23 protein-coding genes are annotated in these 26,070 nt (G+C 60.9%); 8 read left to right on the top strand and 15 right to left on the bottom strand.

Features of this window, described 5'->3' with window-relative positions:
• Positions 1-23: 23 nt before the first annotated feature.
• Complete coding sequence (locus ACA054_RS21250; protein WP_497686029.1) at positions 24-1,127, top strand: sterol desaturase family protein; 1,104 nt, start codon at positions 24-26, stop codon at positions 1,125-1,127.
• On the opposite strand, the gene ACA054_RS21245 is transcribed toward ACA054_RS21250, so the two are convergent.
• The 8 genes from ACA054_RS21245 to ACA054_RS21210 all read right to left on the bottom strand — a co-directional run bounded on the left by ACA054_RS21245 (position 1,030) and on the right by ACA054_RS21210 (position 11,240).
• Positions 1,030-1,752 (bottom strand): L,D-transpeptidase family protein, encoded by a 723-nt coding sequence (locus tag ACA054_RS21245; protein WP_497686028.1) that lies wholly within the window; start codon positions 1,750-1,752, stop codon positions 1,030-1,032. The two genes, ACA054_RS21250 and ACA054_RS21245, sit on opposite strands and share 98 nt — an antisense overlap.
• The gene (locus tag ACA054_RS21240; protein WP_497686027.1) at positions 1,749-2,510 is read right to left on the bottom strand and encodes a M15 family metallopeptidase; all 762 of its coding nucleotides are present in this window, start codon (positions 2,508-2,510) and stop codon (positions 1,749-1,751) included. The genes ACA054_RS21245 and ACA054_RS21240 overlap by 4 nt, the downstream gene beginning before the upstream one ends.
• Positions 2,511-2,548: 38 nt before the next feature.
• Positions 2,549-3,505 (bottom strand): lipoyl synthase, encoded by a 957-nt coding sequence (lipA, locus tag ACA054_RS21235; protein WP_497686026.1) that lies wholly within the window; start codon positions 3,503-3,505, stop codon positions 2,549-2,551.
• Between the two features lie 154 nt (positions 3,506-3,659).
• Positions 3,660-4,928, bottom strand: coding sequence for a serine hydroxymethyltransferase (gene glyA / locus ACA054_RS21230; RefSeq protein WP_497686025.1), 1,269 nt, complete (start codon positions 4,926-4,928; stop codon positions 3,660-3,662).
• Between the two features lie 145 nt (positions 4,929-5,073).
• On the bottom strand, positions 5,074-7,929 hold the full coding sequence (gcvP, locus tag ACA054_RS21225) for an aminomethyl-transferring glycine dehydrogenase (RefSeq protein WP_497686024.1): 2,856 nt from the start codon (positions 7,927-7,929) through the stop codon (positions 5,074-5,076).
• A gap of 9 nt (positions 7,930-7,938) precedes the next feature.
• On the bottom strand, positions 7,939-8,322 hold the full coding sequence (gene gcvH / locus ACA054_RS21220) for a glycine cleavage system protein GcvH (protein WP_497686023.1): 384 nt from the start codon (positions 8,320-8,322) through the stop codon (positions 7,939-7,941).
• A gap of 425 nt (positions 8,323-8,747) precedes the next feature.
• Complete coding sequence (gcsR, locus tag ACA054_RS21215; protein ID WP_497686022.1) at positions 8,748-10,256, bottom strand: transcriptional regulator GcsR; 1,509 nt, start codon at positions 10,254-10,256, stop codon at positions 8,748-8,750.
• Between the two features lie 69 nt (positions 10,257-10,325).
• On the bottom strand, positions 10,326-11,240 hold the full coding sequence (locus tag ACA054_RS21210; RefSeq protein ID WP_497686021.1) for a LysR family transcriptional regulator: 915 nt from the start codon (positions 11,238-11,240) through the stop codon (positions 10,326-10,328).
• Between the two features lie 151 nt (positions 11,241-11,391).
• On the opposite strand from ACA054_RS21210, the gene speB reads away from it, so the two are divergent.
• The 5 genes from speB to ACA054_RS21185 all read left to right on the top strand — a co-directional run bounded on the left by speB (position 11,392) and on the right by ACA054_RS21185 (position 18,106).
• Entirely contained in the window at positions 11,392-12,393 is a 1,002-nt protein-coding gene (gene speB / locus ACA054_RS21205; RefSeq protein WP_497686020.1) for an agmatinase, read from the top strand.
• Between the two features lie 67 nt (positions 12,394-12,460).
• Positions 12,461-13,969 carry an aldehyde dehydrogenase family protein gene (locus ACA054_RS21200; RefSeq protein WP_497686019.1) on the top strand — a complete coding sequence of 503 codons (1,509 nt, stop codon included), beginning with the start codon at positions 12,461-12,463 and terminating at the stop codon, positions 13,967-13,969.
• Between the two features lie 237 nt (positions 13,970-14,206).
• Positions 14,207-15,781, top strand: a complete 1,575-nt coding sequence (locus ACA054_RS21195) for a purine-cytosine permease family protein (RefSeq protein WP_497686018.1) — start codon at positions 14,207-14,209, stop codon at positions 15,779-15,781.
• A gap of 17 nt (positions 15,782-15,798) precedes the next feature.
• Positions 15,799-17,487, top strand: coding sequence for a choline dehydrogenase (gene betA, locus ACA054_RS21190; RefSeq protein ID WP_497690353.1), 1,689 nt, complete (start codon positions 15,799-15,801; stop codon positions 17,485-17,487).
• 160 nt (positions 17,488-17,647) lie between these two features.
• On the top strand, positions 17,648-18,106 hold the full coding sequence (locus tag ACA054_RS21185; RefSeq protein WP_497686017.1) for a GNAT family N-acetyltransferase: 459 nt from the start codon (positions 17,648-17,650) through the stop codon (positions 18,104-18,106).
• A 42-nt stretch (positions 18,107-18,148) separates the two neighbouring features.
• Here ACA054_RS21185 and ACA054_RS21180 read toward each other — a convergent pair whose 3' ends face one another.
• From ACA054_RS21180 to ACA054_RS21170, 3 genes are all read right to left on the bottom strand, one after another.
• On the bottom strand, positions 18,149-19,801 hold the full coding sequence (locus ACA054_RS21180) for an arylsulfatase (RefSeq protein ID WP_497686016.1): 1,653 nt from the start codon (positions 19,799-19,801) through the stop codon (positions 18,149-18,151).
• Between the two features lie 215 nt (positions 19,802-20,016).
• On the bottom strand, positions 20,017-20,343 hold the full coding sequence (locus ACA054_RS21175; protein ID WP_497686015.1) for an NIPSNAP family protein: 327 nt from the start codon (positions 20,341-20,343) through the stop codon (positions 20,017-20,019).
• A gap of 166 nt (positions 20,344-20,509) precedes the next feature.
• The gene (locus ACA054_RS21170; protein WP_497686014.1) at positions 20,510-21,436 is read right to left on the bottom strand and encodes a LysR family transcriptional regulator; all 927 of its coding nucleotides are present in this window, start codon (positions 21,434-21,436) and stop codon (positions 20,510-20,512) included.
• Between the two features lie 130 nt (positions 21,437-21,566).
• On the opposite strand from ACA054_RS21170, the gene ACA054_RS21165 reads away from it, so the two are divergent.
• Positions 21,567-22,397, top strand: coding sequence for an oxidoreductase (locus tag ACA054_RS21165; RefSeq protein WP_497686013.1), 831 nt, complete (start codon positions 21,567-21,569; stop codon positions 22,395-22,397).
• Between the two features lie 206 nt (positions 22,398-22,603).
• On the opposite strand, the gene ACA054_RS21160 is transcribed toward ACA054_RS21165, so the two are convergent.
• The 3 genes from ACA054_RS21160 to ACA054_RS21150 all read right to left on the bottom strand — a co-directional run bounded on the left by ACA054_RS21160 (position 22,604) and on the right by ACA054_RS21150 (position 24,442).
• Positions 22,604-23,071: a hypothetical protein gene (locus tag ACA054_RS21160; RefSeq protein ID WP_497686012.1), complete on the bottom strand. Its 468-nt coding sequence runs from the start codon at positions 23,069-23,071 to the stop codon at positions 22,604-22,606.
• A gap of 186 nt (positions 23,072-23,257) precedes the next feature.
• Positions 23,258-23,659 (bottom strand): cupin domain-containing protein, encoded by a 402-nt coding sequence (locus ACA054_RS21155; RefSeq protein WP_497686011.1) that lies wholly within the window; start codon positions 23,657-23,659, stop codon positions 23,258-23,260.
• Between the two features lie 33 nt (positions 23,660-23,692).
• Positions 23,693-24,442 carry an SDR family oxidoreductase gene (locus ACA054_RS21150; protein WP_497686010.1) on the bottom strand — a complete coding sequence of 250 codons (750 nt, stop codon included), beginning with the start codon at positions 24,440-24,442 and terminating at the stop codon, positions 23,693-23,695.
• Positions 24,443-24,646: 204 nt separating this feature from the next.
• Here ACA054_RS21150 and ACA054_RS21145 point away from each other — a divergent pair, with 204 nt between their 5' ends.
• Entirely contained in the window at positions 24,647-25,036 is a 390-nt protein-coding gene (locus ACA054_RS21145; RefSeq protein WP_497686009.1) for a c-type cytochrome, read from the top strand.
• A gap of 149 nt (positions 25,037-25,185) precedes the next feature.
• Here ACA054_RS21145 and ACA054_RS21140 read toward each other — a convergent pair whose 3' ends face one another.
• Positions 25,186-26,070 (bottom strand): ChaN family lipoprotein, encoded by an 885-nt coding sequence (locus tag ACA054_RS21140; protein WP_497686008.1) that lies wholly within the window; start codon positions 26,068-26,070, stop codon positions 25,186-25,188.

Raw genomic sequence — 26,070 nt, 5'->3', positions numbered from 1 at the left:
CTTCAGCAGGGGGCAGCCTTTTCATGGATGTTCTCGCACCGATCGACCAGTACCTGTACCGGTGGCTGATTGCGCCTGTCAGCGATCAGTTCCTGGGGCTCTTCGACCTGAATGGCCGTCTCTGTGTGGCCTTTCTTTTCACCTCCTACGCCGTGGCTTACGGCCTGTTCCGCTGGCGCAGATCCCGCGGGCTGACGGACGCGCACACCTTCTGGCAGTTCATCGGCGGCAACCGCGTGCATTTTCATCCCTCGGCGCTGCTCGATTACCGCTACTACTTCGTGCGCGCAATCCTCAAGGTCGTGTTGGTGGTGCCCATCGTCGGGCTGGTGGATCCCTACGTGTTGCGCTCCGGGGACTACGTCCGCTTTTTCACTCAACTGTGGGGCGCGCGGGTGCAGATCGAGGAGCACCTGGCCTTGTCCTTGCTCTATGGATTGGGCGTGTTTTTGCTGCAGGACTTCATCCATTACTGGGCCCACCGCGCTTTCCATTCCCGCTACCTGTGGGCATTCCACAAGGTCCATCATTCGGCGACGGTGCTGGTGCCGGTGACGGCGAGCCGGGTGCATTTCCTCGAGAAGGTGGTCGCGCGGTTGACCGACCTCGTGTTCATCAGCGCCTTTGCCGGTCTTTTCTGGTATGCCTGCGGCGGAGAGATCAGCCGTTACACGCTGTTCGGCGTGACCTACATGGTGTTCATCCTCAACGCCCTGGCGGCCAATCTGCGCCACAGTCATGTCTGGCTGTCCTTCGGGCCGCGGGTCGAGCACGTGCTGAACAGCCCGGCCCAGCACCAGATTCACCACAGCGACGCACCGCGGCACTTCAACAAGAACTTCGGGGTCAACCTTTCACTGTGGGACTGGATGTTCGGCACGCTGTACGTCACCCAAACGCAACCGGAGCCCATCCGCTTCGGCACCGGCGAAGCGGATCATGGGCGTTACCTGACCCTCTACAGCCTGATCGTCACGCCCTTTGTCGAAACGCTGGGCAAGATCCGCCTGGCCAGGCGCTCGCTTGGGGTCAGCGCGGTGGCAGGCGCCAGCGTTCCCGCAACTGCTCGTACTGCGCCTCGGGCAATTGCACCAGTAGCGGGGACTGGCGTGGGTCCAGCCAGCTGAACAAGCGGGCGATATCCGCTGGGGCCATGGCGGTGCAGCCACGGGTCGGTGTCGTGGGGCCACGCCAGATGTGAAAGAAAATGCACGACCCGGCGGCGGGGGAAGCCGGCGTGTTGTGGTGGATGAAAATGCCCTGGCGATACAAGTCGTCACCGCGGTGCATGCGTTCCGAGCTGTTCCAGTCTTTGGCAATCGTGGAGCCGTCGACCAGTTCGTTGTAACGAGTAGACTGACTGTCATCCACGCATTCGATGCTCGGGCCAAGCGCGAGGTAGGGCAGGCGGGTCTCAGCTGAAGCGTCGTATCCAAACGCTGTACCCAGTTGGAAAATCCCGGCTGGCGCCTTTCCATCGCCCTCCTGTTTCACCGGCCCCGGAAGTTGCTGAGTGTCGAGCAGTCCCTTGCCCCAGCCCATGCCGTGTTTTCCAAGAACCACCGCAAACGGCGCTTCGACTTTTTCGAAGGTGCTGCCGTGCCGTTCATAACGTTGGGCGCTGCCCTGGATGTCATCCCAGTTCTTGCTGGTGACCACGATCAACTGACCACTACCGTCAAGCCCTTGCGCCATCGCGCTACAGGGCAGCAGCAGGATCAGCAATGCGCAGATTTTGGCAAGACTGTTCATGGTGTCGGCGGGGTTATGGGGAAGTTCATGACGGTCTTCAACGCAGCATCCCGGGTATAAGTGAAGTGCCACCACTCGGCGGAGTACCCGATAAATCCCTCCTGCTCCATGGCGCGGGTCAGTCGCTGGCGATTTTCCATGGCCGTCGCATTGATCAGCGTCGAATCGGCATGCGCGCGCTCATCGAAGCAATCAAAACCGGTGCCCATGTCGACTGCGCCGTCGTGCCAGCGCTGACCATAAGGCGCCGTGCAATCGACTGGCGTGGCTGACGGCGTCCAGGTGTCGGCGGGCAGGGCGCCCGGTCCCGTCATGCTCAGGTCGACGGTGCCGCCTTTGGAGTGATTGGATACCCGCGCCACATAGCCCAGGCGCCAGAAGTCCTGCTTGTCTACCCGTGGATAGAATTCAGCCTTGCGCGGGTCGCCCGGCTCCGTGGCGAAGCGCCCCATGTCCGCGACCGCGCGGCTGGGGCGATAGCAATCGAATACCTTCAAGCCATAGCCTTGCGCCCGCAATGCCGTTTGCACGCGGGCGAGGGCTTTGGCGGCGTCCTGCGACAGCAAGCATTCGGGCGCTTCGTAACCCTCAAGCGGGTGCCCGGTGAAGTTGTGGGCGCTGGCATAGCGGATGTCTTGCTCGATACCCGGATCGATCGTGCGCAGATACACCATGTGCTCGGGCTTCGGTTCGGCACCGGCGAGGCACGGCAAGGCAAGACTTAAAAGCAGAAGCGATGATCGAGCTGCAAAGGGCATCGGGTCGGGCCTCCGGAAATCCATGACATGTCACTTCATCATGGCTTGAAACCCGCTACACCTCCATGAAGTTGTTGGTCGGCATGATACGACGAACGCACCAATGGCCCGGACGCGACGTTCTTGAACCCCATCCGCGCTCCTTCCTCGGCAAACCACGCAAACACATCCGGGTGCACGAAACGCTGGACCGGCAAGTGGCTGCGCGACGGTTGCAGGTACTGGCCGAGGGTGAGCATGTCGATATCGTGCTCGCGCATGCGCTGCATGACCTCGATGACTTCTTCGTCGGTTTCGCCAAGGCCCAGCATCAGCCCGGATTTGGTTGGAACCTGCGGCACCCGCTGCTTGAAGTTCTGCAGCAGATCCAGCGACCACTCGAAATCCGAGCCCGGCCGCGCGGCCTTGTACAGGCGCGGCACGGTTTCCAGGTTGTGGTTGAACACATCCGGCGGCTCGAGGGCGGTAATTGCCAGGGCGACGTCCATCCGTCCGCGATAGTCCGGCACCAGGGTTTCCAGTTGAATGCCCGGCGACAGCTTGCGGATTTCGCGCAGGCAGTCGACAAAATGTTGGGCGCCACCGTCGCGCAAATCGTCGCGGTCCACCGAGGTGATCACCACATACTTCAGACGCAGTTCAGCGATGGCCACCGCCAGGTTGCTCGGTTCATCGACGTCCAGCGGTTTCGGACGCCCGTGGCCGACATCGCAGAACGGGCAGCGACGGGTGCAGATGTCACCCATGATCATGAAGGTCGCGGTACCCCCGGAAAAACACTCGCCCAGATTCGGGCACGAGGCTTCCTCGCAAACGCTGTGCAGCTTGTGTTTGCGCAGCAATTGCTTGATCCGGTCGACCTCGGGGGAGGTCGGCATGCGCACCCGGATCCAGTCGGGTTTGCGCGGGAACTCATCGGTGGGGATGATTTTCACTGGAATCCGCGCGACCTTTTCCGCACCGCGCAGTTTGGTGCCGACTTGCACTGTGTTCATAGAATTTCCCAAGGTCTGTCAGACAAGAACCGGAACTGTGGGAGCGAGCCTGCTCGCGAAGACGGTGGAACATCCAGACTGATGTCGACTGACACTCCGCCTTCGCGAGCAGGCTCGCTCCCACAAGTTTTCCCACAGGTTTTGTGTTGTGCGATCAGTCGCGGTAGACCGGGAAATCGCTGCACATCGCCGCGGCCTGGCGGGCGACTTGAGCCTCGACATCGGCATCGCCGAGATGATCGAGGATGTCGCAGATCCAGCCGGCCAGCTCAATGCTCTGGGCTTCCTTGAACCCACGGCTGGTGATCGCCGGCGTACCGATGCGCAGGCCAGAGGTCACAAACGGCGACTGCGGATCGTTGGGCACGGCGTTCTTGTTCACGGTGATACCGGCACGGCCCAGGGCGGCGTCGGCGTCCTTGCCGGTCAGGCCCTGGCGGATCAGGCTGACCAGGAACAGATGGTTGTCGGTGCCACCGGACACCACGTCATAACCGCGCTCGATAAAGACCTGCGCCATCGCCTGGGCGTTGCGGATCACTTGCGCCTGATACGTCTTGAACGCCGGCTCCAGTGCTTCCTTGAAGCACACGGCCTTGGCGGCGATCACATGCATCAGCGGGCCGCCCTGGCCGCCGGGGAATACGGCCGCATTGAGCTTTTTCTCAAGCTCAGGATTGGCCCTGGCCAGGATCAGGCCCCCGCGTGGACCGCGCAGGGTCTTGTGGGTCGTGGTGGTGACCACGTCGGCGTAGGGCAGTGGGTTCGGGTACAGACCGGTGGCCACCAGCCCGGCGACGTGGGCCATGTCGACGAACAGATAGGCGCCGACCTTGTCGGCGATCTCACGGAAACGCGGGAAGTCCAGGGTCTTGGAGTAAGCGGAGAAGCCGGCGATGATCATTTTCGGCTGGTGCTCGACGGCCAGACGTTCGACTTCGTCGTAGTTGATCAACCCGGTCGCGGTGTCGATGCCGTATTGCACGGCGTTGTAGAGCTTGCCGGAAAAACTCACCTTGGCACCGTGGGTCAGGTGACCGCCGTGGGCCAGGCTCATGCCCAGCACGGTGTCGCCAGCCTGCAGCAACGCCAGGTACACCGCCGCGTTGGCCTGGCTGCCGGAGTGCGGCTGGACGTTGGCGTAGTCGGCGCCGAACAGTTGCCTGGCGCGGTCGATGGCCAGTTGCTCAACCACGTCGACGTGTTCGCAACCGCCGTAATAGCGCTTGCCCGGATAACCTTCGGCGTACTTGTTGGTCAGGCCGCTGCCTTGCGCCTCCATGACCCGTTGGCTGGTGTAGTTCTCCGAAGCGATCAGCTCGATGTGGTGCTCTTGCCGCGCGTCCTCGGCGTTCATCGCCGCCAGCAGTTCGTCGTCGTAGCCTTTGATCTGGTCCTGCTTGCTAAAAAGGGTGCTGAACATGGTGAAAGTCCTCTGTCGTTCTGAAATAGGGTGACGCACACCTGTAGGAGCTGGCTTGCTAGCGATGGAATCAACGCGGTGAAACGTTTAGACCGAGGTGATTGCATCGCTAGCAAGCCAGCTCCTACAGGGGGATGCGGTGTTCTTAGGCGTACTGGTAGTCGGCAATCGATGGACAGGCGCAGATCAGGTTGCGGTCGCCAAAGACGTTGTCGACACGACCGACCGGCGGCCAGTATTTGCCGTCGATCAAGGTGTCCAGTGGATAAACCGCCTGCTCACGGCTGTACGGATGCGACCACTCGCCCACCAGCTCCGCCGCGGTGTGCGGGGCGTTTTTCAGTGGGTTGTCGTCCTTGTCCAGGGTGCCGTTTTCCACCGCGCGGATTTCTTCGCGGATACGGATCATGGCGTCGCAGAAGCGGTCCAGTTCTTCTTTGGATTCGCTTTCGGTCGGCTCGATCATCAAGGTGCCGGCCACCGGGAAGGACATGGTCGGGGCGTGGAAGCCGAAGTCGATCAGGCGCTTGGCCACGTCATCGACGCTGATGCCGCTGCTGTCTTTCAACGGACGCAGGTCGAGGATGCACTCGTGGGCCACCAGGCCGTTGCTGCCGGTGTACAGCACTGGGTAGTGCTCTTCGAGGCGGCGGGAAATGTAGTTGGCATTGAGGATTGCCAGCTGCGAAGCACGCTTGAGACCCGCGCCGCCCATCATGCGGATGTACATCCAGGTGATCGGCAAAATGCTCGCGCTGCCGAACGGCGCGGCACACACCGCGCCTTCCTTGCGTGCCATGTGCGCGTGGCCCGGCAGGAACGGCGCCAGGTGCGACTTGACGCCAATCGGGCCAACGCCCGGGCCGCCACCGCCGTGCGGGATGCAGAAGGTCTTGTGCAGGTTCAGGTGCGAGACGTCGCCGCCGAACTTGCCCGGGGCGCAGAGGCCGACCATGGCGTTCATGTTGGCGCCGTCGATGTACACCTGGCCGCCGTGGTCATGAATGATGCCGCAGATTTCGCGGATGCCTTCCTCGAACACGCCGTGGGTCGACGGGTAGGTGATCATCAAGGCCGCGAGGTGCTCGCGGTGCTCGATGGCCTTGGCTCGCAGGTCTTCGATGTCGACGTTGCCGCGGGCGTCGCAGGCGGTGACCACCACGCGCATGCCGGCCATCTGGGCGGTGGCCGGGTTGGTGCCGTGGGCCGAGGACGGGATCAGGCAGATGTCGCGACGGTCTTCGCCACGGCTCTGGTGGTAGGCGCGAATGGCCAGCAGGCCGGCGTATTCACCCTGGGAACCGGCGTTCGGTTGCAGCGAAATCGAATCATAACCGGTGGCGGCGCAGAGCATCGCTTCCAGTTCATCGGTCAGTTGCTGGTAGCCGGCACTTTGCTCGGCCGGGGCGAACGGGTGCAGGGCACCGAATTCGGCCCAGGTCACCGGGATCATTTCGCTGGCGGCATTGAGTTTCATGGTGCACGAGCCTAGCGGGATCATGGTGCGGTCCAGCGCCAGGTCCTTGTCGGCGAGTTTGCGCAGGTAGCGCATCAGCTCGGTTTCCGAGTGATAGCGGTTGAACACCGGGTGGCTGAGGATTGGCGATTGACGAACCAGCGCGGCCGGGATAGTCGCTTGAGTAGCAGCGGCGAGGGCGGCGAAGTCCGGCAGGGTCTGGCCAGCGGCGAAGAGCGCCCACAGGGTTTCAACGTCAGCCTGGGTGCTGGTTTCGTCGAGGGACAGGCCCAGGCGTTCGGCATCGACCACGCGCAGGTTTATCTGCTGGGTATGCGCTTTATCGTGCAAAGCAGCAGTGTGCGCGCCAGTTTTGATCGTCAGCGTGTCGAAGAAGTTTTCCTGCTCGACGCTCAGACCCAGTGCGCTCAAGCCCTTGGCCAGGATCGCGGTCAGGTGATGAATGCGATTGGCGATTTGCGTCAGGCCCTTCGGACCGTGGTACACGGCGTACATGCTGGCGATGTTGGCCAGCAAAACCTGCGCGGTGCAGATGTTGCTGGTGGCCTTTTCGCGGCGGATGTGTTGCTCGCGGGTTTGCATCGCCAGGCGCAGGGCCGGCTTGCCGAAACGGTCGACGGAGACACCGACCAGACGGCCCGGCATGTCGCGCTTGAACGCGTCCTTGGTGGAGAAGTAGGCGGCGTGCGGGCCACCGAAGCCCAGCGGCACGCCGAAGCGTTGCGCGCTGCCGATGGCCACGTCGGCGCCGAACTCGCCCGGTGGCGTCAGCAGGGTCAGGGCCAGCAGGTCGGCGGCCACGGCCACCAGGGCGTTGGCGGCGTGCAAGCGTTCGGTCAGGGCACGGTAGTCGAACACATCACCGTTGCTCGCCGGGTATTGCAGCAGGGCGCCGAAGAACGGCGTCACGTCGCTCAATTCGCGCTCGTCAGCGACCACCACCTCGATGCCCAGCGGCTCGGCACGGGTGCGCAGCACGTCGAGGGTTTGCGGGTGGCAATGCACGGAGGCGAAGAACTGGTGGCTGCCCTTGTTCTTGCTCAGGCGCTTGCAGAAGGTCATGGCTTCGGCGGCGGCGGTGGCTTCGTCGAGCAAGGAGGCGTTGGCGATCGGCAGGCCGGTGAGGTCGCTGATCAGGGTCTGGAAGTTCAGCAGCGCTTCGAGGCGGCCCTGGGAAATTTCCGGCTGGTACGGGGTGTAGGCGGTGTACCAGGCCGGGTTTTCCAGCAGGTTGCGCAGGATCGGCGACGGCGTGTGGGTGCCGTAGTAACCCTGGCCGATGAAGGTCTTGAACAGCTGGTTCTTGCTGGCGATACCTTTGATCATCGCCAGTGCGTCAGCTTCGCTCAGGCCGTCTTCAAGGCCGAGCACGCTGGTACCCTTGATGCTGTCGGGGATGACGCTGGCGCTCAGGGCTTCGAGGGAGTCGAAACCGAGGGTGTTGAGCATGGCTTGCTCGTCACCGGCGCGGGGGCCGATGTGACGGGCGATGAATTCGTTACGGGTGTCGAGGAGGGCGGTCATGGGCAGTCCTCACGCGTCGGTCTGGTCTTGGATCAGGCGGTCGTAGGCGACCTGATCCAGCAATTGGCCGACAGCGGCAGCGTCAGTGGGTTTGAAACGGAAGAACCAGCCTTGGCCCAGTGGGTCTTCGTTGACCAGCTCCGGGGTGCTGTCCAGCGCCGAGTTCACTTGCAGCACCTCACCGTCCAGCGGCATGCCGATGCTGCTGGCGGCTTTCACCGATTCCACGACCGACACTTCAGCACCGGCGTCGAAGCTGCCCAATTCAGGCACTTGAACGAACACCACATCCCCCAGCGCCTGTTGCGCAAACGCGGTGATGCCGACCGTGACGCTGCCGTCAGCTTCGGTGCGCAGCCATTCGTGTTCGACGGTAAAACGCAATTCGCTCATATCAACTCCTCATTGTTCGGACTCAACCGCTGCAGGTGGCGGATGACGATGGGCAGGCTCGTGGGTGGGTAGCGAGCTTGGCTGGAGGAGAGATAGCAAGGGTGGTGCCAAGGTTGATTAGTTGTTTTAAATCAATGGCTTAATGTTTTAAGAGGCCATTTGAGGCGCGGCTACCGTATTGAAATCAATACAGGCAAGCGAAGGGAAGGGGCCGAAGTCCGGCCTAGATAGGTTGAGAGGCTTTTGTCTTGATTTCGATACGCTGTATCGATTTGAACACAATGCGACAGATACACCCGTCCACTGTGGGAGCGAGCTTGCTCGCGATTGCGGTGTGACAGAAAACAATGATGTTGACTGACAGTATGCTATCGCGAGCAAGCTCGCTCCCACAGGGATCCGGGGTGATTCAGGAATTGCCGGAGTCAGGACTTGTTGGGTATGCCGTACTTGCGCAACCGAACGGCAATCGCACTATGGGAGGTTTGCAACCGCGCTGCGAGCAAGCGGCTGGACGGATAGCTGCGATAAAGCTTTTCCAGCAGATTCTTTTCAAACCCTTCGACAGCCTCTTCAAGGCTGCCCACCTCACCATCGTTCTGGCGCTCCACAGCGGTTCTGGCAATGTCGAGGTCATCGATATCCACCAGCGGGTTTTCGCAAATCGCCGCCGCGCGAAAGATCACGTTTTGCAATTGCCGCACGTTACCCGGCCATCGGTTGCCGAGCAGGGCGGGAAAGGTGCTGGGGGCCAGGCGACAGACCGGGCGCTGGATCTGCGCGCAAGCCTGCTGCATGAAATGCTGGGCCATCAACAGGATGTCGTGGCCACGTTCGCGCAACGGCGGTACTTGCAGGTTGAGCACATTGAGGCGGTAGAACAGGTCTTCGCGAAAGTGCCCTTCGCTGACCATTTTTTCCAGGTCGCGGTGGGTCGCACTGAGGATCCGCACATTGACCTTGACCTCACGATCGCCACCGACCCGACGGAAGCAGCCATCGCTCAAAAAGCGCAGCAACTTGGCTTGCAGATACGGCGACATCTCGCCGACTTCGTCGAGAAACACCGTGCCCTGGTCGGCCAGTTCCAGCAGCCCGAGCTTGCCGCCCCGTTGCGCACCGGTGAACGCGCCGGGGGCGTAGCCGAACAGCTCGCTTTCGGCCAGGCTCTCTGGCAACGCCGCGCAATTCAGGGCCAGAAACGGCTTGTCACGGCGACCGCTGATCGCGTGACAGGCGCGGGCCACCAGTTCCTTGCCGGTGCCGGTTTCACCCTGGATCAACAGCGGTGCATCGAGGGCCGCCACCCGTTGCGCGCGGGCCTTGAGCGAGCGGATCGGCGGTGATTCACCAAGCAGCGCATCGAAACCTTCGGCGTGATCATGGTGCAGCGCCGAGAGGCGTTCGCCGATGCGGTTCGGTTGATAGAGGGTGAGCAGGGCGCCGGCGTCGGTGATCGGCATGGCATCGAGCAGCAAGGTGTGGCCGCCGAGGCTGACCTCGTGCATGGGCAGGCGGAAATGGTGGGCGATCAAGGTGCGTTGCAAATCGGCATCGTCGAACAGCGCGCTCAGCGATTCACCGGCCGGTTCGCGACCGCACAGGGCGATCAATGCCGGGTTGGCCAGCAGCACGTGCCCACGATCATCCACCGCCAGCACCGGGTCGGAACTGGCGGCGAGCAACGCATCCAGTTGCAGGCGCCGACGTTGCCCCGGAAGGATGTCGACCATGGTCACCGCTTGCACGCCGCACACGCCGAACAATGCCTCGCGCAACTCTTCCAGCACTTCGGTGCCGAGGGTCGGGGCATCGATGTAGACGTTCGGCGGCACCATCTCCACGGCGTCCAGATTGAAGCTGCGCCCGCCGAGCAGGGCCAGCACTTCCTGGGTGATGCCGACGCGGTCGATGAAGGTGACGTGGATGCGCATGACAGGCCTGCAAGATGGGCGAACGGAAATCAGTATGCCGGGGCGAATTTGAGTTTGGCGAGCTTCACGTCATCCGCTGGCCGTTTTGCGCGCGCTGGCCGCCAGGTCCTCAAGGAACGCCTGCAGGATCGGCGAGGGTGCCACACCGCGCCGGGTGATCACGTCGAACGGCGACTTCAGCCGCAGGCTCGCCGGGCCCAGTTGATGCATCTCGCCTGACTTGAGCCACTGGGAGGCGAAGTGCTCGGGCAGGAAACCCATGTAGGCGCCGGAGATGATCAGGATCGCCGAGGCCTCGATATTGTCCACGGTGGCCGCTGCCTTGCTCACGCCCAAGTGTTCCAGGTCGTATTGCTGCATGTAGCCGCGCACGACGATGCGCCCTGCGCCGACTTCTTCGAGCAGTTCGGCACCTTCGGCCTTGCTCCCGTAGAGTGGATGTCGGCGGCCGCAATACAACCCCAGCGCTTCCTGATACAGCGGCGATTGCAATAGGCCCGGCAGATGGATCGGAAAGTGCCCGATGGCCAGGTGCAAGCGGCCGTCGAGCACCCGTTCCTCCAGTTCGGCAGGGGTGCCGACGTACACGTTCAGGTGCACGTCATGCCCGCGCGACACGAAGCGCTGGGTGGTGCGCGGGATCGGCGAATCGGGGTCGGTGATGGTGGTGTCGATGATCCCCAGGTTGAGCTTGCCGCTGATGTGCTGCTTGAGCACGTCGGCGTCCATGCAGAAATTTTCCACCGCCGACAGCAGGCGCTGAGTGGCTTCATGGATCGCCACCCCTTGCTCGGTCAGGCGAAAGCCACTGCGCCCGCGCTGGCAGAGCTTGACCCCCAGGCGGGTTTCCAAATGGGTCATCTGTTCGCTGATGGTCGACTGGCCGGCGTTCAACGCCGCCTGCGCCGCGGAAAACCCGCCGCAACGGACAATTGTGGCAAACACCCGAAGCAACTTCAGGTCGACATCGTGCAGTTGAATCACCTGGAACCTCCCGCCTGTGGATGCATCGGCAATGCCGATATGAGTATCTGATGTTTAGCATTTTTTCCACGAAAACCTGCGCTCATAGTCTTTCCAACGGCGGTCGCCTTGCAGTCCGCCAAGCCGATAACAAGAAGTGGAGAGGCTAGAAATGTCGAACAACGGTTATGAATCCGGTCGTCTGAACCTGCCATTCGTGGGTCATTGCACCTTTGGCAAATCTCCGGTGTGCACCGATTGGGACGCGCTGGATGCCGACGTCGCGGTGCTGGGCGTGCCCAACGACATGGGCACCCAGTGGCGCTCCGGCGCACGCTTCGGACCACGCGGGATTCGCGAAGCATCGACGCTGTTTTCCTTCGGCCACGCCGGCGCCTATGACCACGAAGACGACGTGATGTACCTCACGGCGTCGGACGTGCGCATGGTCGACGTCGGTGATGCCGACATCGTCCATACCGACATGGCCACCAGTAACAAGAACACCGAATACGCCGTGCGCAAGATCCTCGATGCCGGTGTGATGCCGGTGGTGCTCGGCGGCGATCACTCTGTGCACGCGCCGGTGATCAAGGCCTTCGAAGGCCGTGGCCCGATCCACATCATTCACTTCGATGCGCACCTGGATTTCGTCGACGAGCGCCACGGCGTTCGCTACGGCCACGGCAACCCGCTGCGCCGCGCCTCGGAAATGAACCACATCGTCGGCATGACCCAGATGGGCATTCGCAACGTCTCGTCGTCCAACCGCGACGACTACGAAGCGGCCCACGAAGCCGGCTCGAAGATCCTTTCGGTGCGCGATGTGCGTCGCCTTGGCGTCGAAGGTGTACTGGCGCTGATCCCGCAGAACATCAACTACTACATCACCATCGACATCGACGGTTTCGACCCGTCCATCGCCCCTGGCACCGGCACACCGAGCCACGGTGGCTTCCTCTACTACGAAGTGCTGGAAATCATCCAGGCCCTGGCCAAGCGCAGTAAAGGCAACATCGTCGGCATGGACCTGGTGGAGGTTGCACCGGTGTACGACCCGACCGGCATGACCTCGATCCTCGCCGCGCAACTGCTGCTCAACAGCATCGGTTTCATCTTCCACGAGCGTGGAAAGGTGCGAGCGGCCGCCGAGAGTGAACCGACGCTGGCTTAAGAGCTGAGCCTGAACATCGAAACCACATACCCCGGCAGTGCCTGACTGCCGGGCAGAGAGAACAAAAATGGACACGATCGTCAAAAGTTACCTGCAGAAGTTTGGCGTGAGCGAAGCCACCCAGACCTTCCTCAGCAAAGTGCAGAAAATGTTCATCGGCGGCGCCTGGGTGGAGGCCAGCGACGGCCAGACGTCCGAAGTCATCGAGCCGTCGACCGAAGGCCTGATCACCCGCATTCCCATGGGCACTACCGATGACCTGGACCGCGCCGTGCAAGCCGCCCGTGCGCAGTTCGACGGTGGCGAATGGCGCCAGGCCAAACCGGCGCAACGCGAACGCCTGATCCAGCGCCTGGCGGATTTGATTGAACAGAACGCTGCCGAACTGGCGGAAATCGAATCGATCGACATGGGCAAGTCTGTAGCCTTCGCCAAGGACGTCGACATCCAGGGCACCGTCGATACCCTGCGCTATTTCGCCGGTTGGGCCACCAAGCTCCACGGCCGTACCGTCGAGCCTTCGCTGCCGGGCAATTACCTGGCCTATACGCGCAAGGAAGCGGTGGGCGTGGTCGGCGCCATCGTGCCGTGGAACTTCCCGCTGCAAACCATGGCCTGGAAGCTCGGCGCGGCGCTGGCCACCGGTTGCACCGTGGTGGTGAAACCCGCCGAACTGACGTCGCTGTCGGCCCTGCGTTTCGCTGAACTGGTGCAGGAAGCAGGCATTCCGGACGGCGTGATCAACATCGTCACCGGACGTGGCAGCGTGGTCGGCGCGGCCATGGCTACCCACCCCGGCATCGACAAATTGACATTCACCGGTTCGACCCCGGTGGGCCGTACCGTTGGCCGCGCGGCGCTGGACGACATGAAGCGGCTGACCCTCGAACTCGGCGGCAAATCACCGGTCATCGTGTTTGCCGATGCCGACATTCCGGCGGCAGCACAAGCGGTCGCCAATGGCGTGTTTTTCAACTCCGGACAGGTATGCGATGCCGGCACGCGGGCCTATATTCATAGCAGTGTCTACGACGAATTCCTGCGTGAGCTGATCGCCTACACACGCACCCTGAAAATGGCCCCGGGCCTGGACCCGGACTGCTTCATCGGCCCACTGGTTTCGGCCCTGCAAAAGCAGCGCGTGACCGAGTACATCGAGACCGGCAAGGCTGAAGGCGCCGAACTGGTCTACGGCGGCCAACCGGTCGATGGCCCTGGCTTCTTCGTCGAACCGACCATCTTCGCCAACTGCCGCAACGACATGCGCATCGTCCAGGAAGAGATCTTCGGTCCGGTGCTGGTGACCGCACCGTTCGATGATGAAGAAGAGGCGCTGGCCCTGGCCAATGATTCGCCCTTTGGCCTGGCAGCGGCCCTGTATTCCAACGACCTTGGCAAGGTGCACAGCCTGATACCACGCCTCAAGGCCGGCTCGGTCTACGTCAACGCCCACGGCACCCTCGACCCGTCGATGCCGTTCGGTGGCTACAAGCAGTCCGGGTTCGGCAAGGACCTGGGCGCCGAGCAGCTCGATTACCTGCTCGAAACCAAGGCGGTGTGGATCACGCTGCCTTGAATCAAGGTTGACTCAATCCCTGTGGGAGCGAGCTTGCTCGCGATAGCGGACTGTCAGCCAACATCAATGTTGCATGTCACGCCCCCATCGCGAGCAAGCTCGCTCCCACAGGTTTTGCACCAAAGTTGAAAGCAATTGCATCTTTGAAATTCGGGAACGGCAAGGAGGCTCCCCGGGCGTCGTTCACCCGAAGAATGCGGTTATCTCGTCATGATCTTCCAACAATAAGAGTCCATCATGAACACTAACGCCAAGTCCGCCACGAGTGTGTCCTCCCTCGACGACAAATCCGTCGTCGAGGGGCATTCGATTGACTTCATCCCCGAGAACGAGCGCACCGACAAACTGTCGAGCCAGGGCCCGTTCTGGTTCCTCGGCAATTTCACCTTCTTCACCATGACCATCGGCTTCGTCGGCCCAAGCGTCGGCCTGACCGCGCTCTGGACCACTCTCGCCGGCACCCTGGGCATCATGTTCGGCACGCTGTTCATGGCGTTTCACGGTTCGCAAGGCCCGCACCTCGGCTTGCCACAGATGATCCAGTCCCGTGCGCAATTCGGTTACCGCGGGGTGATCCTGGTGCTGCTGGCGACGCTGTTCGTGTTCGCCGGGTTTAACATCGTCAATCTGGTCCTGATGATGCAGGGCCTGCACACGCTGTTCGGTTTCAACCCCGCGGTGATCGCGGTGGCGGTGACCATCCCGGCGGCGGTGCTGGCGATCCTCGGCCATGACTGGATGCACCGCAGCTTCAAATGGGCGTTGTACCTGTCGCTGCCGCTGTACGGCCTGGTGACCCTGGCGGTGTTGATGGGCTGGGTGCCGGATGCGGTACTGCCGGCGCTCGCCGAGGGCGAAGCGGCCCGTGCGCCGCTGGGCTTCAACTGGACCGGTTTTATCGCGCAGTTCGCGGCGGCGGCGAGTTACAACATCGCCTATGCCCCGTACGTGTCGGACTACTCGCGTTACCTGCCGAAGAACACCTCCAGCGGCAAGCTGATTGCCGTGGTGTTTCTCGGCGCTTCGCTGTCCGGTGCGTGGATGATCTCCGTCGGTGGCTGGCTGGCCGATCACCTGCATTCAACCGATGTGCTGGTGGCCTTGGGTCAAGTCGGCAACACCGTGTCGCCGCTGATGGGCACCGTGGTAGTAGTGGTGACCATCCTGGCGTTCCTGCCGGTGATCGCGATGAACATCTACAGCGCCAAGCTGACCACGCTTACCTGTGTCGATTCGATCAAGCACATCGAGCCGACCCGCAAGGCGCGGATCCTCGCCATCGCCTTCGTGATCCTGCTGCAACTGGGCGTGGCCCTGAGCATCCAGAGTTCCGGCAAAGGCCTGTCGGTGCTCGGCATCTACCTGGTGGTGATGCTCTACTTCCTGGTGCCCTGGACCTCGGTCAACCTCACGGACTACTTCTTCGTGCGCAAGGGCCGCTACGCCATCCCGCACTTCTTCATGCCCCACGGCAACATCTACGGCAGCTGGGGCCTGCGCGGTATCGCCGCCTATGCCATCGGCTTTATCTCGATGATTCCGTTCTTCTACATCTACGACGGCGTTGAACAACGCGAAGTGTATGTCGGGCCGCTGGCCAAGGCGCTGGGCAGCATCGACATCGCCTGGCTGGTGGGGCTGATCGTCTCGGGGCTGGCGTACTACTGGCTGAGCCGCTCGATCGACCTCAAACGCGAAGAAACCGTTATCCAGCAGATCGAGAAGACCTCCCCGCAATACACCACTGGCGACACGCTGACCCACAAACAACAACCACTGCCGGTATTCACTGAATCGACGGTCGGGAGATAACTATGACCACGCAAAGAATGACCACGCAAAAATACGACTACATCATCATTGGAGCAGGCTCGGCAGGTTGTGTGTTGGCCAACCGCCTGAGCGAAGACCCGGCCACCTCGGTGCTGGTCCTGGAATTCGGCGGCAGCGACAAGAGCGTGGTGATCCAGATGCCCAGTGCGTTCTCGATCCCGATGAACACCAAGAAGTACAACTGGCGCTACGAAACCGAGCCGGAAACTTACCTCAACGGTCGGCGCATTCATTGCCCACGGGGCAAGGTGCTGGGTGGTTCGTCGTCGATCAATGGCCTGGTGTATATCCGCGGCCACGCCCTGGATTTCGACGAATGGGAATCCCTCGGCGCCCAGGGCTGGGGTTACAAGAATTGCCTGCCGTACTTCAAGCGTGCCGAAAGCTACGAGTCCGGTGGTGACAGCTATCGCGGGCAGACCGGGCCGCTGCACACCACCAACGGCAACAACATGAAGAACCCGCTATACGGGGCCTGGGTCGAAGCCGGTGCCGAGGCGGGCTACATCAAGACCGAAGACTGCAACGGCTATATGCAGGAAGGTTTCGGGGCGATGCACATGACCGTGAAAAACGGTGTGCGCTGCTCCACGGCCAATGCTTACCTGCGCCCGGCCATGGGCCGTCCGAACCTGACGGTGATCACCCACGCGATGACTCGCCAGGTGATCCTCGAAGGCAAGCGTGCCGTGGGCATCATGTATGACCACGGTGGCCAGACCCACCAGGTCTATTGCAACAAGGAAGTGCTCATCTCATCCGGGCCTATCGGTTCGCCGCACCTGCTGCAACGCTCCGGCATCGGCCCGGCCGAGGTCCTGCGCAAGGCCGGGATCGGCGTGCGCCATGACCTGCCGGGGGTAGGGGAGAACCTGCAGGATCACGCCGAGGTGTACATCCAGTTCGGCTGCAAGGAACCGGTGACGCTCAACAGCAAGATGGACCCGTTGAGCAAATTGATGATCGGTTTGCGCTGGCTGCTGTTCAAGGACGGCCTGGGCGCCACCAACCACTTCGAGGCCGGTGGCTTCATCCGCTCCGAGAAGGGCCTGCGCTGGCCGGACATTCAGTTCCACTTCCTGCCGGCGGCGATGCGTTACGACGGCAACAAGCCGATCAAGGGCCACGGTTTCATGGTGCTCACGGGCCCGAACAAACCGAAAAGCCGTGGCTATGTGCGGGTACGATCGGCCGATCCGTACGAGCACCCGGAAATCCGCTTCAACTACCTGGAGCGCGAGGAGGACCGCGAAGGCTTCCGCCGTTGCATCCGCCTGACCCGGGAGATCATCGGCCAGAAGGCCATGGACCGTTTCCGCGACGGCGAAATCGCCCCCGGTGCGCTGGTGACCAGTGATGAAGACCTCGATGCTTTTGTCCGTGACAACCTCGAAAGCACTTACCATCCGTGTGGCTCGTGCCGCATGGGCGAGGACGACATGGCGGTGGTGGATTCCGAGCTGCGGGTGCATGGCATCCAAGGGTTGAGGGTGATCGACTCTTCGGTGTTCCCGACTGAACCGAACGGCAACCTCAATGCGCCGACCATCATGCTCGCCGAGCGGGCTTCGGATCTGGTGCGCGGGGTGAAGATGCTGCCGGCGTCGGATGTGCCGGTGGGACTGGTGGAAAACTGGGAAAACAGCCAGCGCTCATCGTTGCCAGGGCGTAACGTGCGGGTTTGACACAATCCAATGTGGGAGCGAGCCTGCTCGCGAAAGCGGTGGGCCAGTCAACATCAATGTTGAATGTCATGGCCCCTTCGCGAGCAGGCTCGCTCCCACAGGAAAAATTCGATTCCCATTGCTAGGCTCAAACTCCCCCAGACCGCAATGGAGCACTCTCATGGCTATCCTGGCCCTGCGCGCCGACGCCTCGCACATCGACACAATCGCCCCGTTATTCGACGCCTATCGCGGCTTCTACGGCCAGCCTTCGAACCTGCCACAGTCCCGCAACTTCATCGCCGAACGCATTGCCCGCGACGAATCAGTGATCTTCTTCGCCGAGGACACCAACGGCGAAGCGCTGGGTTTCGTGCAGATGTTCCCGACCTTTTCCTCCATCGACGCACATCGCACCTGGCTGCTCGGCGACCTGTTCACCACGCCCGCCGCACGGGGCAAAGGCGTTGGAACGCTGCTGATGAACACCGCCCGCGACTTTGCGCGGTTGATGGGAGCCAAAGGCATGACCCTGGAAACCGCCACCGACAACTTCAGTGCCCAGCATTTGTACGAGTCGTTGGGCTACGTGCGCGATCCAGGCTACTACACCTATTGCCTGGACTTGAAACAAGGCTAGGTTCAACAAAGCGGCAGCCTCGTCGAGGTTGCCGCCGCTTGGCTAGTTAGGCATTGGAATAACGACGCCTTCCTTCTCCAGATCTTCCCGTACCGATTGAAACTTCTGGTACTTGGACAATTCGATCGGGCCGTCATAGCTCATGCTTTGCAGTTTGCGCGGAGGATACTGAACGTAGGTTTTCATCAACGTGGTGATTGCCATGCTGATAGGCACCATCGTCCAGGTGCGCTCGGTGTAGTTGTTCATGAAAATGTCATAGCGTTCCTGTGGATCCTGCAGCAAGTCGAAGACCTGCGGCACGGTCGCTACATACTTGCTCGGGCCTTTCCAGCCCTGGTTGGAGTCAACGGCCAGACCGCCAGTCGTAGCGCCATTGTCGCCACGCAGGTTGAACACGGCCTTGTAATTGCCTACACGGGCGGCACCGGGCGACAGCTCGTTTTCGGTGAAGTAGAACCACTCTTTACGTGGGGATGGCCCGGTTCCAAGGAGCACTGGGGTCATGTCGTAACTGTCGAAGATGATTGGCTTACCTTCCCGGTCTTTATCGGGCAATTTGATTCCCGCCACAGAGGCGAACGTTGCCATCAAATCGAGACCGCCAAGGATGTCGTGGTTCTTGGTGTTCGGTTTGATTTTGCCTGGCCAGGCAATGATCGCCGGAACCCGGTTGCCGCCTTCACGCACCGTGCCTTTAGTGCCACGGAAGGGCGTGTAGCCAGCGTCCGGATAAACGTCCTGCCAGGCACCGTTGTCGGTGGTGTAGACAACCAGGGTGTTTTTATCCATCCCCAGCGCTTTCAACTTGGCCATGATGCGGCCAATTCGGGTATCGAGTTCAACCACGGAGTCTGCATACTTCGATTTGGAGATCGATTTGTGGACGAACTCCGGCGCCGGAAGGTTGGGCTGGTGAACTTTCATGAAATTGACGTTGATAAAGAACGGCTTGTTCGATTTCGAGGCGCTTTCGAGAAACTCCAGCGCCGCCTTTTCCACATAGTTGTCGAAGAACGGAATGCCCACGACACCGGGCTTGCCATCCACTACCGGGGTGTCGACGTACTGGCCGTTGATCTTGAATTCCTCGACCGCTTTTTCGCCGGCCTTCGCCGACAGCGCGCCCTGGGTCACTTTAGCAAACATCGCCCGGGTTTCATCATCCATGTCCGGGAACCATGTAGGGTCCGCGTAGGTGTAGGCGTTCAGGTGATACAGGCCGACGTATTTCATCACGTCGTAACCTTGAGCATTGGGCAGCGAGTAATCAGCTTCGCCCAAGTGCCACTTGCCGGTGAAATAAGTTTCGTATCCACCGGTCTTGAGTACCGATGCCAATGTCCATTCAGCCGCCGGCAAGCCACCGCCCTGACCCTGGAATGCAACCGTGGTCATGCCGCTGCGGTTTGGTATGCGCCCTGTTTGCATGGCAGCCCGGCCCGGGGTGCAACTGGGTTGGGCGTAGAAGGAATAGAAGGTGGTGCCTTCTGCGGCGAGTTCGTCGATGCTCGGCGTTGGCATTCCTCGACCTACGCCTCCGCCGTAGGGGCCCAGGTCACCGTAGCCAGTGTCGTCGGAGACGATGAACAGAATATTGGGTTTCTCGGTTTGTGCTGCCTGGGCGATACCGTTGAGTGCCATTAGCAAAGAACATGCAACGTAAAACCTGGTGCGGTGTGAGAGCCTTTTCATACCCGGTTTCCTTTCGCGAGAGTTGATCGTTATTGCTGGCTTAGTCAAACATCGAGATTGGACCTGTAAATTTAGTCCCATCAACAGCAGCTCGCCGTCTATTGGCCGACCATTCATCTGACGTTTGAGTCCGCTGTGACACCCATGTTTGGGTAATAAAAAATGCCGCCCGGTGAGGCGGCATTTTTATTGACTACGATTCGCCTTGAGCGCACTTAAGCCGTTTGCTGTTTCGGCTCACCGAACACTGGCCGGAAGAAGGAGCGTTCATAACTGAGGATGCAGCGTGTTTCTTCTGCGTACTTGAAGGCGGCGATGCATTCCGGGTCGTTCATCGACTGTTGTCGGTACGTTTCGTAGGCCGCCAGGCTGGGGAAGGTGAACATAGCCAGGGCAATGTTATTGGCACCCTCGGACGGCAGGAAGTAGCCGTGATGCTGGCCGCCGAATTTCTCCACCAGTGGAATCCACAGTTTGCCGTAGTGTTCGAATGCTTCGAGCTTGTAAGGGTCCAACACATATTTCAGGTAGCAGGTAAGCATCGGTTTTCTCTCTGACTGGGTTAGATGTTTTCGGTCGTTGAATTGTCTGGCAAAAGGAAGCACGGTGCGGTCGCAGGATGAAGTGCTCGCCGCCGATGGTAGACAACAGCCCTGATGGACGCCATGGCGCAGCGCGATTTTCCAGCAAAAGCAAAAGCGAGGCGGCCTACGGGTCGGCCTGGTCGGGAGATCGCGGATTGACCTCCCGTGCGGCACGGGCAAATTCGATGAAAGCCTTGAGCGTTGCCGGCACATGCCGTCGGCTTGGGTAGTACAGATGTAAGCCGGGGTAGTAGGGGCACCAGTCGCCCAGCACCTGGATCAGGCTGCCGTCGGCAATCTGCGCCTTGACCATATCTTCGAAGATGTAGGCCACGCCGACGCCCTGCAACGCCGGGCCGACCATCAGGCTTACGTCGCCGAGGATCAGGGGACCGTCGATTTCTATTTCCTGGGCGATACCACCCCGTTCGAACTCCCAGCGATACAACGCGCCACTGGGGAAACGATGGCGGATGCACGGCAGGCCATGCAAATCCTCGGGTTTCTGCGGAACGGGATGTTTGCGGAAAAATTCCACTGAGCCCACGACCACGGAGCGCAGGTAGCTGCCAATCGGCAGGGAGACCATGTCCGCCTCCAGCCGAGCGCCGAAGCGGACTCCGGCGTCAAACCCCTGCGTCACCACATCGACCAGCGCGTCGTCTGTCACGATCTCCAGTTTCACGTCTGGATAGGCTTCCAGGAACCTGCTGGCCAGCCGCAGCAGCACCAGTTCGGCGGCCTGGCGACCTGCGGTGATTCTCAAGTTGCCCGAGGGTTTATCGCGAAAATTGTTCAGGTCTTCCAAGGCATCGGTGATATCTCGAAACGCAGGTTTCAATCGCGCAAAGAGACGCTCGCCAGCTTCGGTCAGGCCGACACTGCGGGTGGTGCGATTGAACAGCCTGACGCCGAGCCGGTTCTCCAGGGTGCGCACCGCATGGCTCAGCGCAGAAGGCGTCAGGCCCAGTTCCACCGCCGCCCGGCTGAAGTTCAGATGGTTGGCCACGCTCAGGAAGGTTGAGAGGTCTGTCGCCGAAGGGGCTTTCATATGTGAATGCCTTTCACAAAGTCATGCAATATTACTGGGATTATCACATCATTAATCCAGTTTTAAAGTTGCGTCAACTCATCAAGAAAGCCCGGCAATAACGCTCGGGTCGCTGACAGGAGGAGTTGAAATGCGTACTTGGTTCATTACTGGGGCTTCCCGTGGTTTTGGTACTCTCATCGCAGAACGTGCTCTGCGTGCCGGCGACGCGGTCATTGCCACGGCCCGTAAACCGGAAGAAATCACCGCCAAACTCGGCGACCATCCAAACCTGCTGGCCGTGCGTCTGGACGTAACCCGCGAAGAAGAAGCGCATCGGGCCGTGGCAGAAGGCATCAAGCGGTTCGGCCGGGTCGACGTACTGATCAACAATGCCGGGTTCGGCGTGCTGGGCGCGGTGGAAGAGACCAGCGCGAGCGAGACCGAGCGTCTGTTCGCCACCAACGTCTTCGGCGTGCTCAACGTTACCCGTGCGGTACTTCCGCACATGCGTCGCCAGCGCTCCGGGCATGTGATCAACATTTCTTCCATCGGCGGCTACCAGGCCTACATGGGCTGGGGTGTCTACGGTTCCACCAAGTTCGCGGTGGAAGGCATCACCGAAGCGCTGCACCAGGAACTGGCGCCGCTGGGGATAAACGCCACGGTGGTCGAGCCAGGCTTCTTCCGCACTGACTTCCTCGACGAGCAGTCGCTGGTGAAGACCGCGCTGGAACTGTCGGACTACGATGAAACGGTCGGCGCGATGCGTAAATATGCCGAGTCCGCGAACCATGCCCAACCAGGTGATCCGGTGAAATTCGCCGAGGCCATGCTGGCCTTGGTCAATGCACCTAACCCGCCGCAACGACTGGCACTGGGCAGCGATACCATCGCGCGTATAGAAGCAAAAAACCGCTTTGTCGCCCAGGAACTGGCCGAGTGGAACGAGCTGGCACTGTCTACCGATTTCAACGACTGACTGCTGGGAATAAAAATCCGGACCCCTTCACAGGGCTCCGGATTTCTTATACATGGGATTTGCAATTGTAGGAGCGAGCATGCTCCGGGCGGCGTTCCGACGAAAAACTCACGGGCACCGCTGGGCATCTGGTTTTACGCGTTATCGTTCACGACCATCGCGAGCATGCTCGCTCCTACATACAGACATCAGGGTTGTCCCGCAAATCAGCGGCATTCCATGCAGAAATAGGGCATGACGTCGGAGCTGGCATCGTAGCCATTGCCGCCATCGGCGTAATGATTTTGCCGCAGACGGTCGGAGCCGCCTTCTGCCACCCGAGTACCGCGCATCGAGTTGTAACCACCCGCGGCAACGCTGTTTTGCTTCAGGTGGTCGGAACCGTCCGATGCCAGTTGCCGTTCCCTCAAGCGATCAGCACCGCCTTCGGCCAGTTGCCGTTCTCTCAGGCGATCAGCACCACCTTCGGCGACCTGATTCTGCTTGAGACGCTCTGCACCGTCGGCGGCCAGTTGTCTTTCCTTGATACGGTCGGTGGCGCCTTCGGCAACATTATGCGCGGCTGTGCCGCTGCCAGTCGTTCCGGCACCTGCTTCAGCGGCGTGTATCGTCGAAACACTGAAACCGATGGCTGAGAAAAGGGCAGTTCCTAGCGCGAAGAGGGGCGTGTTCATCATGTTCACCTAATGTGTTCGGGGATTATTCAAGGACAACCTGGCAGGCATGAATGCAGTCCGCCATAGCCCTGGCATTCGATGCGGCCATCTTGATTTGCCTGAATAATCCCGTCACTCATGCATAGGTTCTTCCAATGAACATCTTGGTTTTAGCGCCTTATACGCAAGTATGGTCAGCGATCGTCAATCGACCGGGATGACCGGCGGCTTGCCCTGGTCCTTTAATAGAAAGACGACAAATTTGGCCGGCTTGTCCTTGCTCGCATTGCGGCCCACCGTGTGGATGTCATTGGGGCCTTCGTGGAAGCTTTGTCCGGGCATCAGCGTGACTTCCTTGCCACCCTTGACCCCCATGACGATGGAGCCTTCGAGCACATAGATGAAGCCGTGGGCGTCGTGCCGATGAACCGGGTCGGCACCGCCCGGTGGGTATTCGACTGTGAGCATCAGCACTTCTTTGCCGGGGTAATCGGGAAGCGCGGTGACCGACACTTCTTTGACGTCGGGGTGCGGCGCGTCGGCGGCCAGGACCGGGGCCGGAATGGTGGACAGCGCAAGCAGGGCGAGGAGAACGTGGGTTCGCATGGGACGCTCCTGATGAAGTTGGCGGGCTGACTGCTAGACGCCGGCGCTCTTGAGCCATTGATCGAAGTGAATCTTGCCGAGGATGGGATTGGCGCCCGGGGTCAGTGACTGGTCGTTGATGATCGCGCCGTAGTATCCGGCACTATCGTCGGTAATCACTTCGCGCGCATCCCCGCTGTGTTGCAGATAGGTTTTGGCAAACGACACCAGAGGTTGCTTGTCGGGACCCGCCACCTCCTCGGTCTTGCCAGTGGGCGGCACCACGGCAATTTTGGCCAGTGCCGCGGCGACATCGGCCGAGGCAATCGGCTGCAGGGCGGCCGAGGTCAAGCGAGCGGTGTCGCCTTGCATGCTGTATTGGACAATGGCACCAATGAATTCGAAAAACTGCGTAGCGCGCAGGATCGAGTAGGGCACTCCGGCTTTTTTGATCAATTCCTCTTGGGCCATCTTGGCGCGAAAGTAGCCGCTTTCGAGCATCCGCTCCGTGCCCACCACGGACAGCGCGACGTGATGCTTGACCCCGGCGGCCTTCTCGGCGGTTGCGAGGTTGCGCCCGGATTTTTCAAAGAAATCGAGCACGGCGGCATCTTCGAAGGAGGGGGAGTTGGCGACGTCGACCACCACGTCGGCGCCTTGTAACGCGGCCTGCAATCCTTCCCCGGTCACCGCGTTGACACCGGTACTCGGTGTGGCGGGCACCACATCATGTCCACCTTCGCGCAGGAGTTTGCACAGTTGTGTTCCGATCAAGCCTGTACCGCCGATGACGACAATTTTCATGATTGAGCCTCCGTTTGTTGGTGTGGAGTGGTGGCTGCTCATGCCACGCGCGTTGTGAGTAGCTAGTCTAGGCGGGCGAAAGCGGGGCGTGGACTGGCGGGATGGACGGCAGGCTTGGGCCTCGTGCTTCTGAAAAGCTTCGGTTTGGTGCCCTGGTCATGCTCAAATGGCGGTCATTTTTTTCGCTGCAAGCTGGAGCTGTAAATGAACAAAGCGGCCGTGATGACCCTTGTTTTGACTCTGGGTGCAGACCTGTTCGCTACGCAAGCGAGCGCCCAGGGTGATGCCGAGGCGGGCGGGAAACTGTTCAAGCGGGTGTGTGGTGGTTGTCATCAGATCGGCGAGTCGGCGCGGGCGTTTTTTGGGCCGCAGCTAAACGGTGTTGTCGGACGGGTTGCCGGGAGTACCACGGACTATCAATACTCCGACGCGATGAAGTCATCGGGCATTGTCTGGACGCGGGAAAAACTGGCGGCGTACATCGAGGACCCGAAAGCGGTGGTGTCGGGTACACGGATGATTTTCTGGGGCATCAGCGATCAGGAGAAGATCGATGATTTGTTGGCTTATATACAGACCTTCCCAGCACCCTGACGAGGGTGATACAGGGCCAGGTGTGCTAACTGTGATGCCGTCTTCGCGAGCAGGCTCGCTCCCACCTTTGGAATGCATTCCCCTGTGGGAGCGAGCCTGCTCGCGAAAGCGATAGTTGCCCCGCCAAATATCCTGGATCAGTTAACGAACTAGCGACGCAATTTCGCGCAGTGATCCTGTTCCGGCTGCGCTGCGGTGTACCACACGTAATCCGCGCTTTCGGCGCTTACCGTCTTGCCCACTTCGGCCAGCACCAGCACGGCGTTACCCTGGTCAGCGCCGAGGTCTTGCAGATGCAGTGGCACCCCCAAATCCTTGCGCACATGGAACGCCCCGGCCAGCAACAGGGCGGGCGTCGGTGCCGCCAACAGGCGTTCGGCCATGCGTCGGTCACGCTGCTGCTGCACGGCGAGCATCGCTGGCATCTGTGTTTCGGGCAGCAAGCCGCAATGGGACTCGCGGATATCGTCCAGTAATGTCGCTTGCACCTGTTGAGTGGTGGACGCTTCGCCGCTGAGCGTCGGACGCTGTTTGTAGATCTGCATGATCTGCGCCCTGTCCAGGTTGGCCGGCAACAGCGGGTAGGGTTGGCGCAGCGCGTAAGTCACCAGTGCGCCGTAAACCCCCCAATCCCAATTGGCTTGCCAGGACAGTGCCTGGTACGGGTCGGCCGGCGGTTGACCGGCACGGGTGGAGGCCTGTGCCGCATCGACTTTTGCCTGTTGGTCGGGGTTGAGCATTTCCATCAACAGGCTGCCTTGCGGACGTTGTGTCGCCAGTTGGCGCAGCAGCCACAGTTGCAAGGCATGGTGATCGGGATTGTCGTGTTGTTCACCGACCAGCACCCGCGGCGCAGCCGCCAGGCGTTCGACCAGTTCTTGCGGGGTGAGGGTGCGCCCGCTGGCGAGTTCGCGGATCAGCCCGAGATCGGCGTGATCTCGCCCTTGCGGGGCGATCGCTGGCGGTGGCGGTGCGACGTAATGGGATTGGCAGGCAGCCAGCAGGCTGACCAGGCATAACAGCAGAATGCGCAT

This window comes from Pseudomonas sp. LBUM1653 (assembly GCF_059716115.1).
This window is presented reverse-complemented; position numbering and strand designations above follow the sequence as displayed.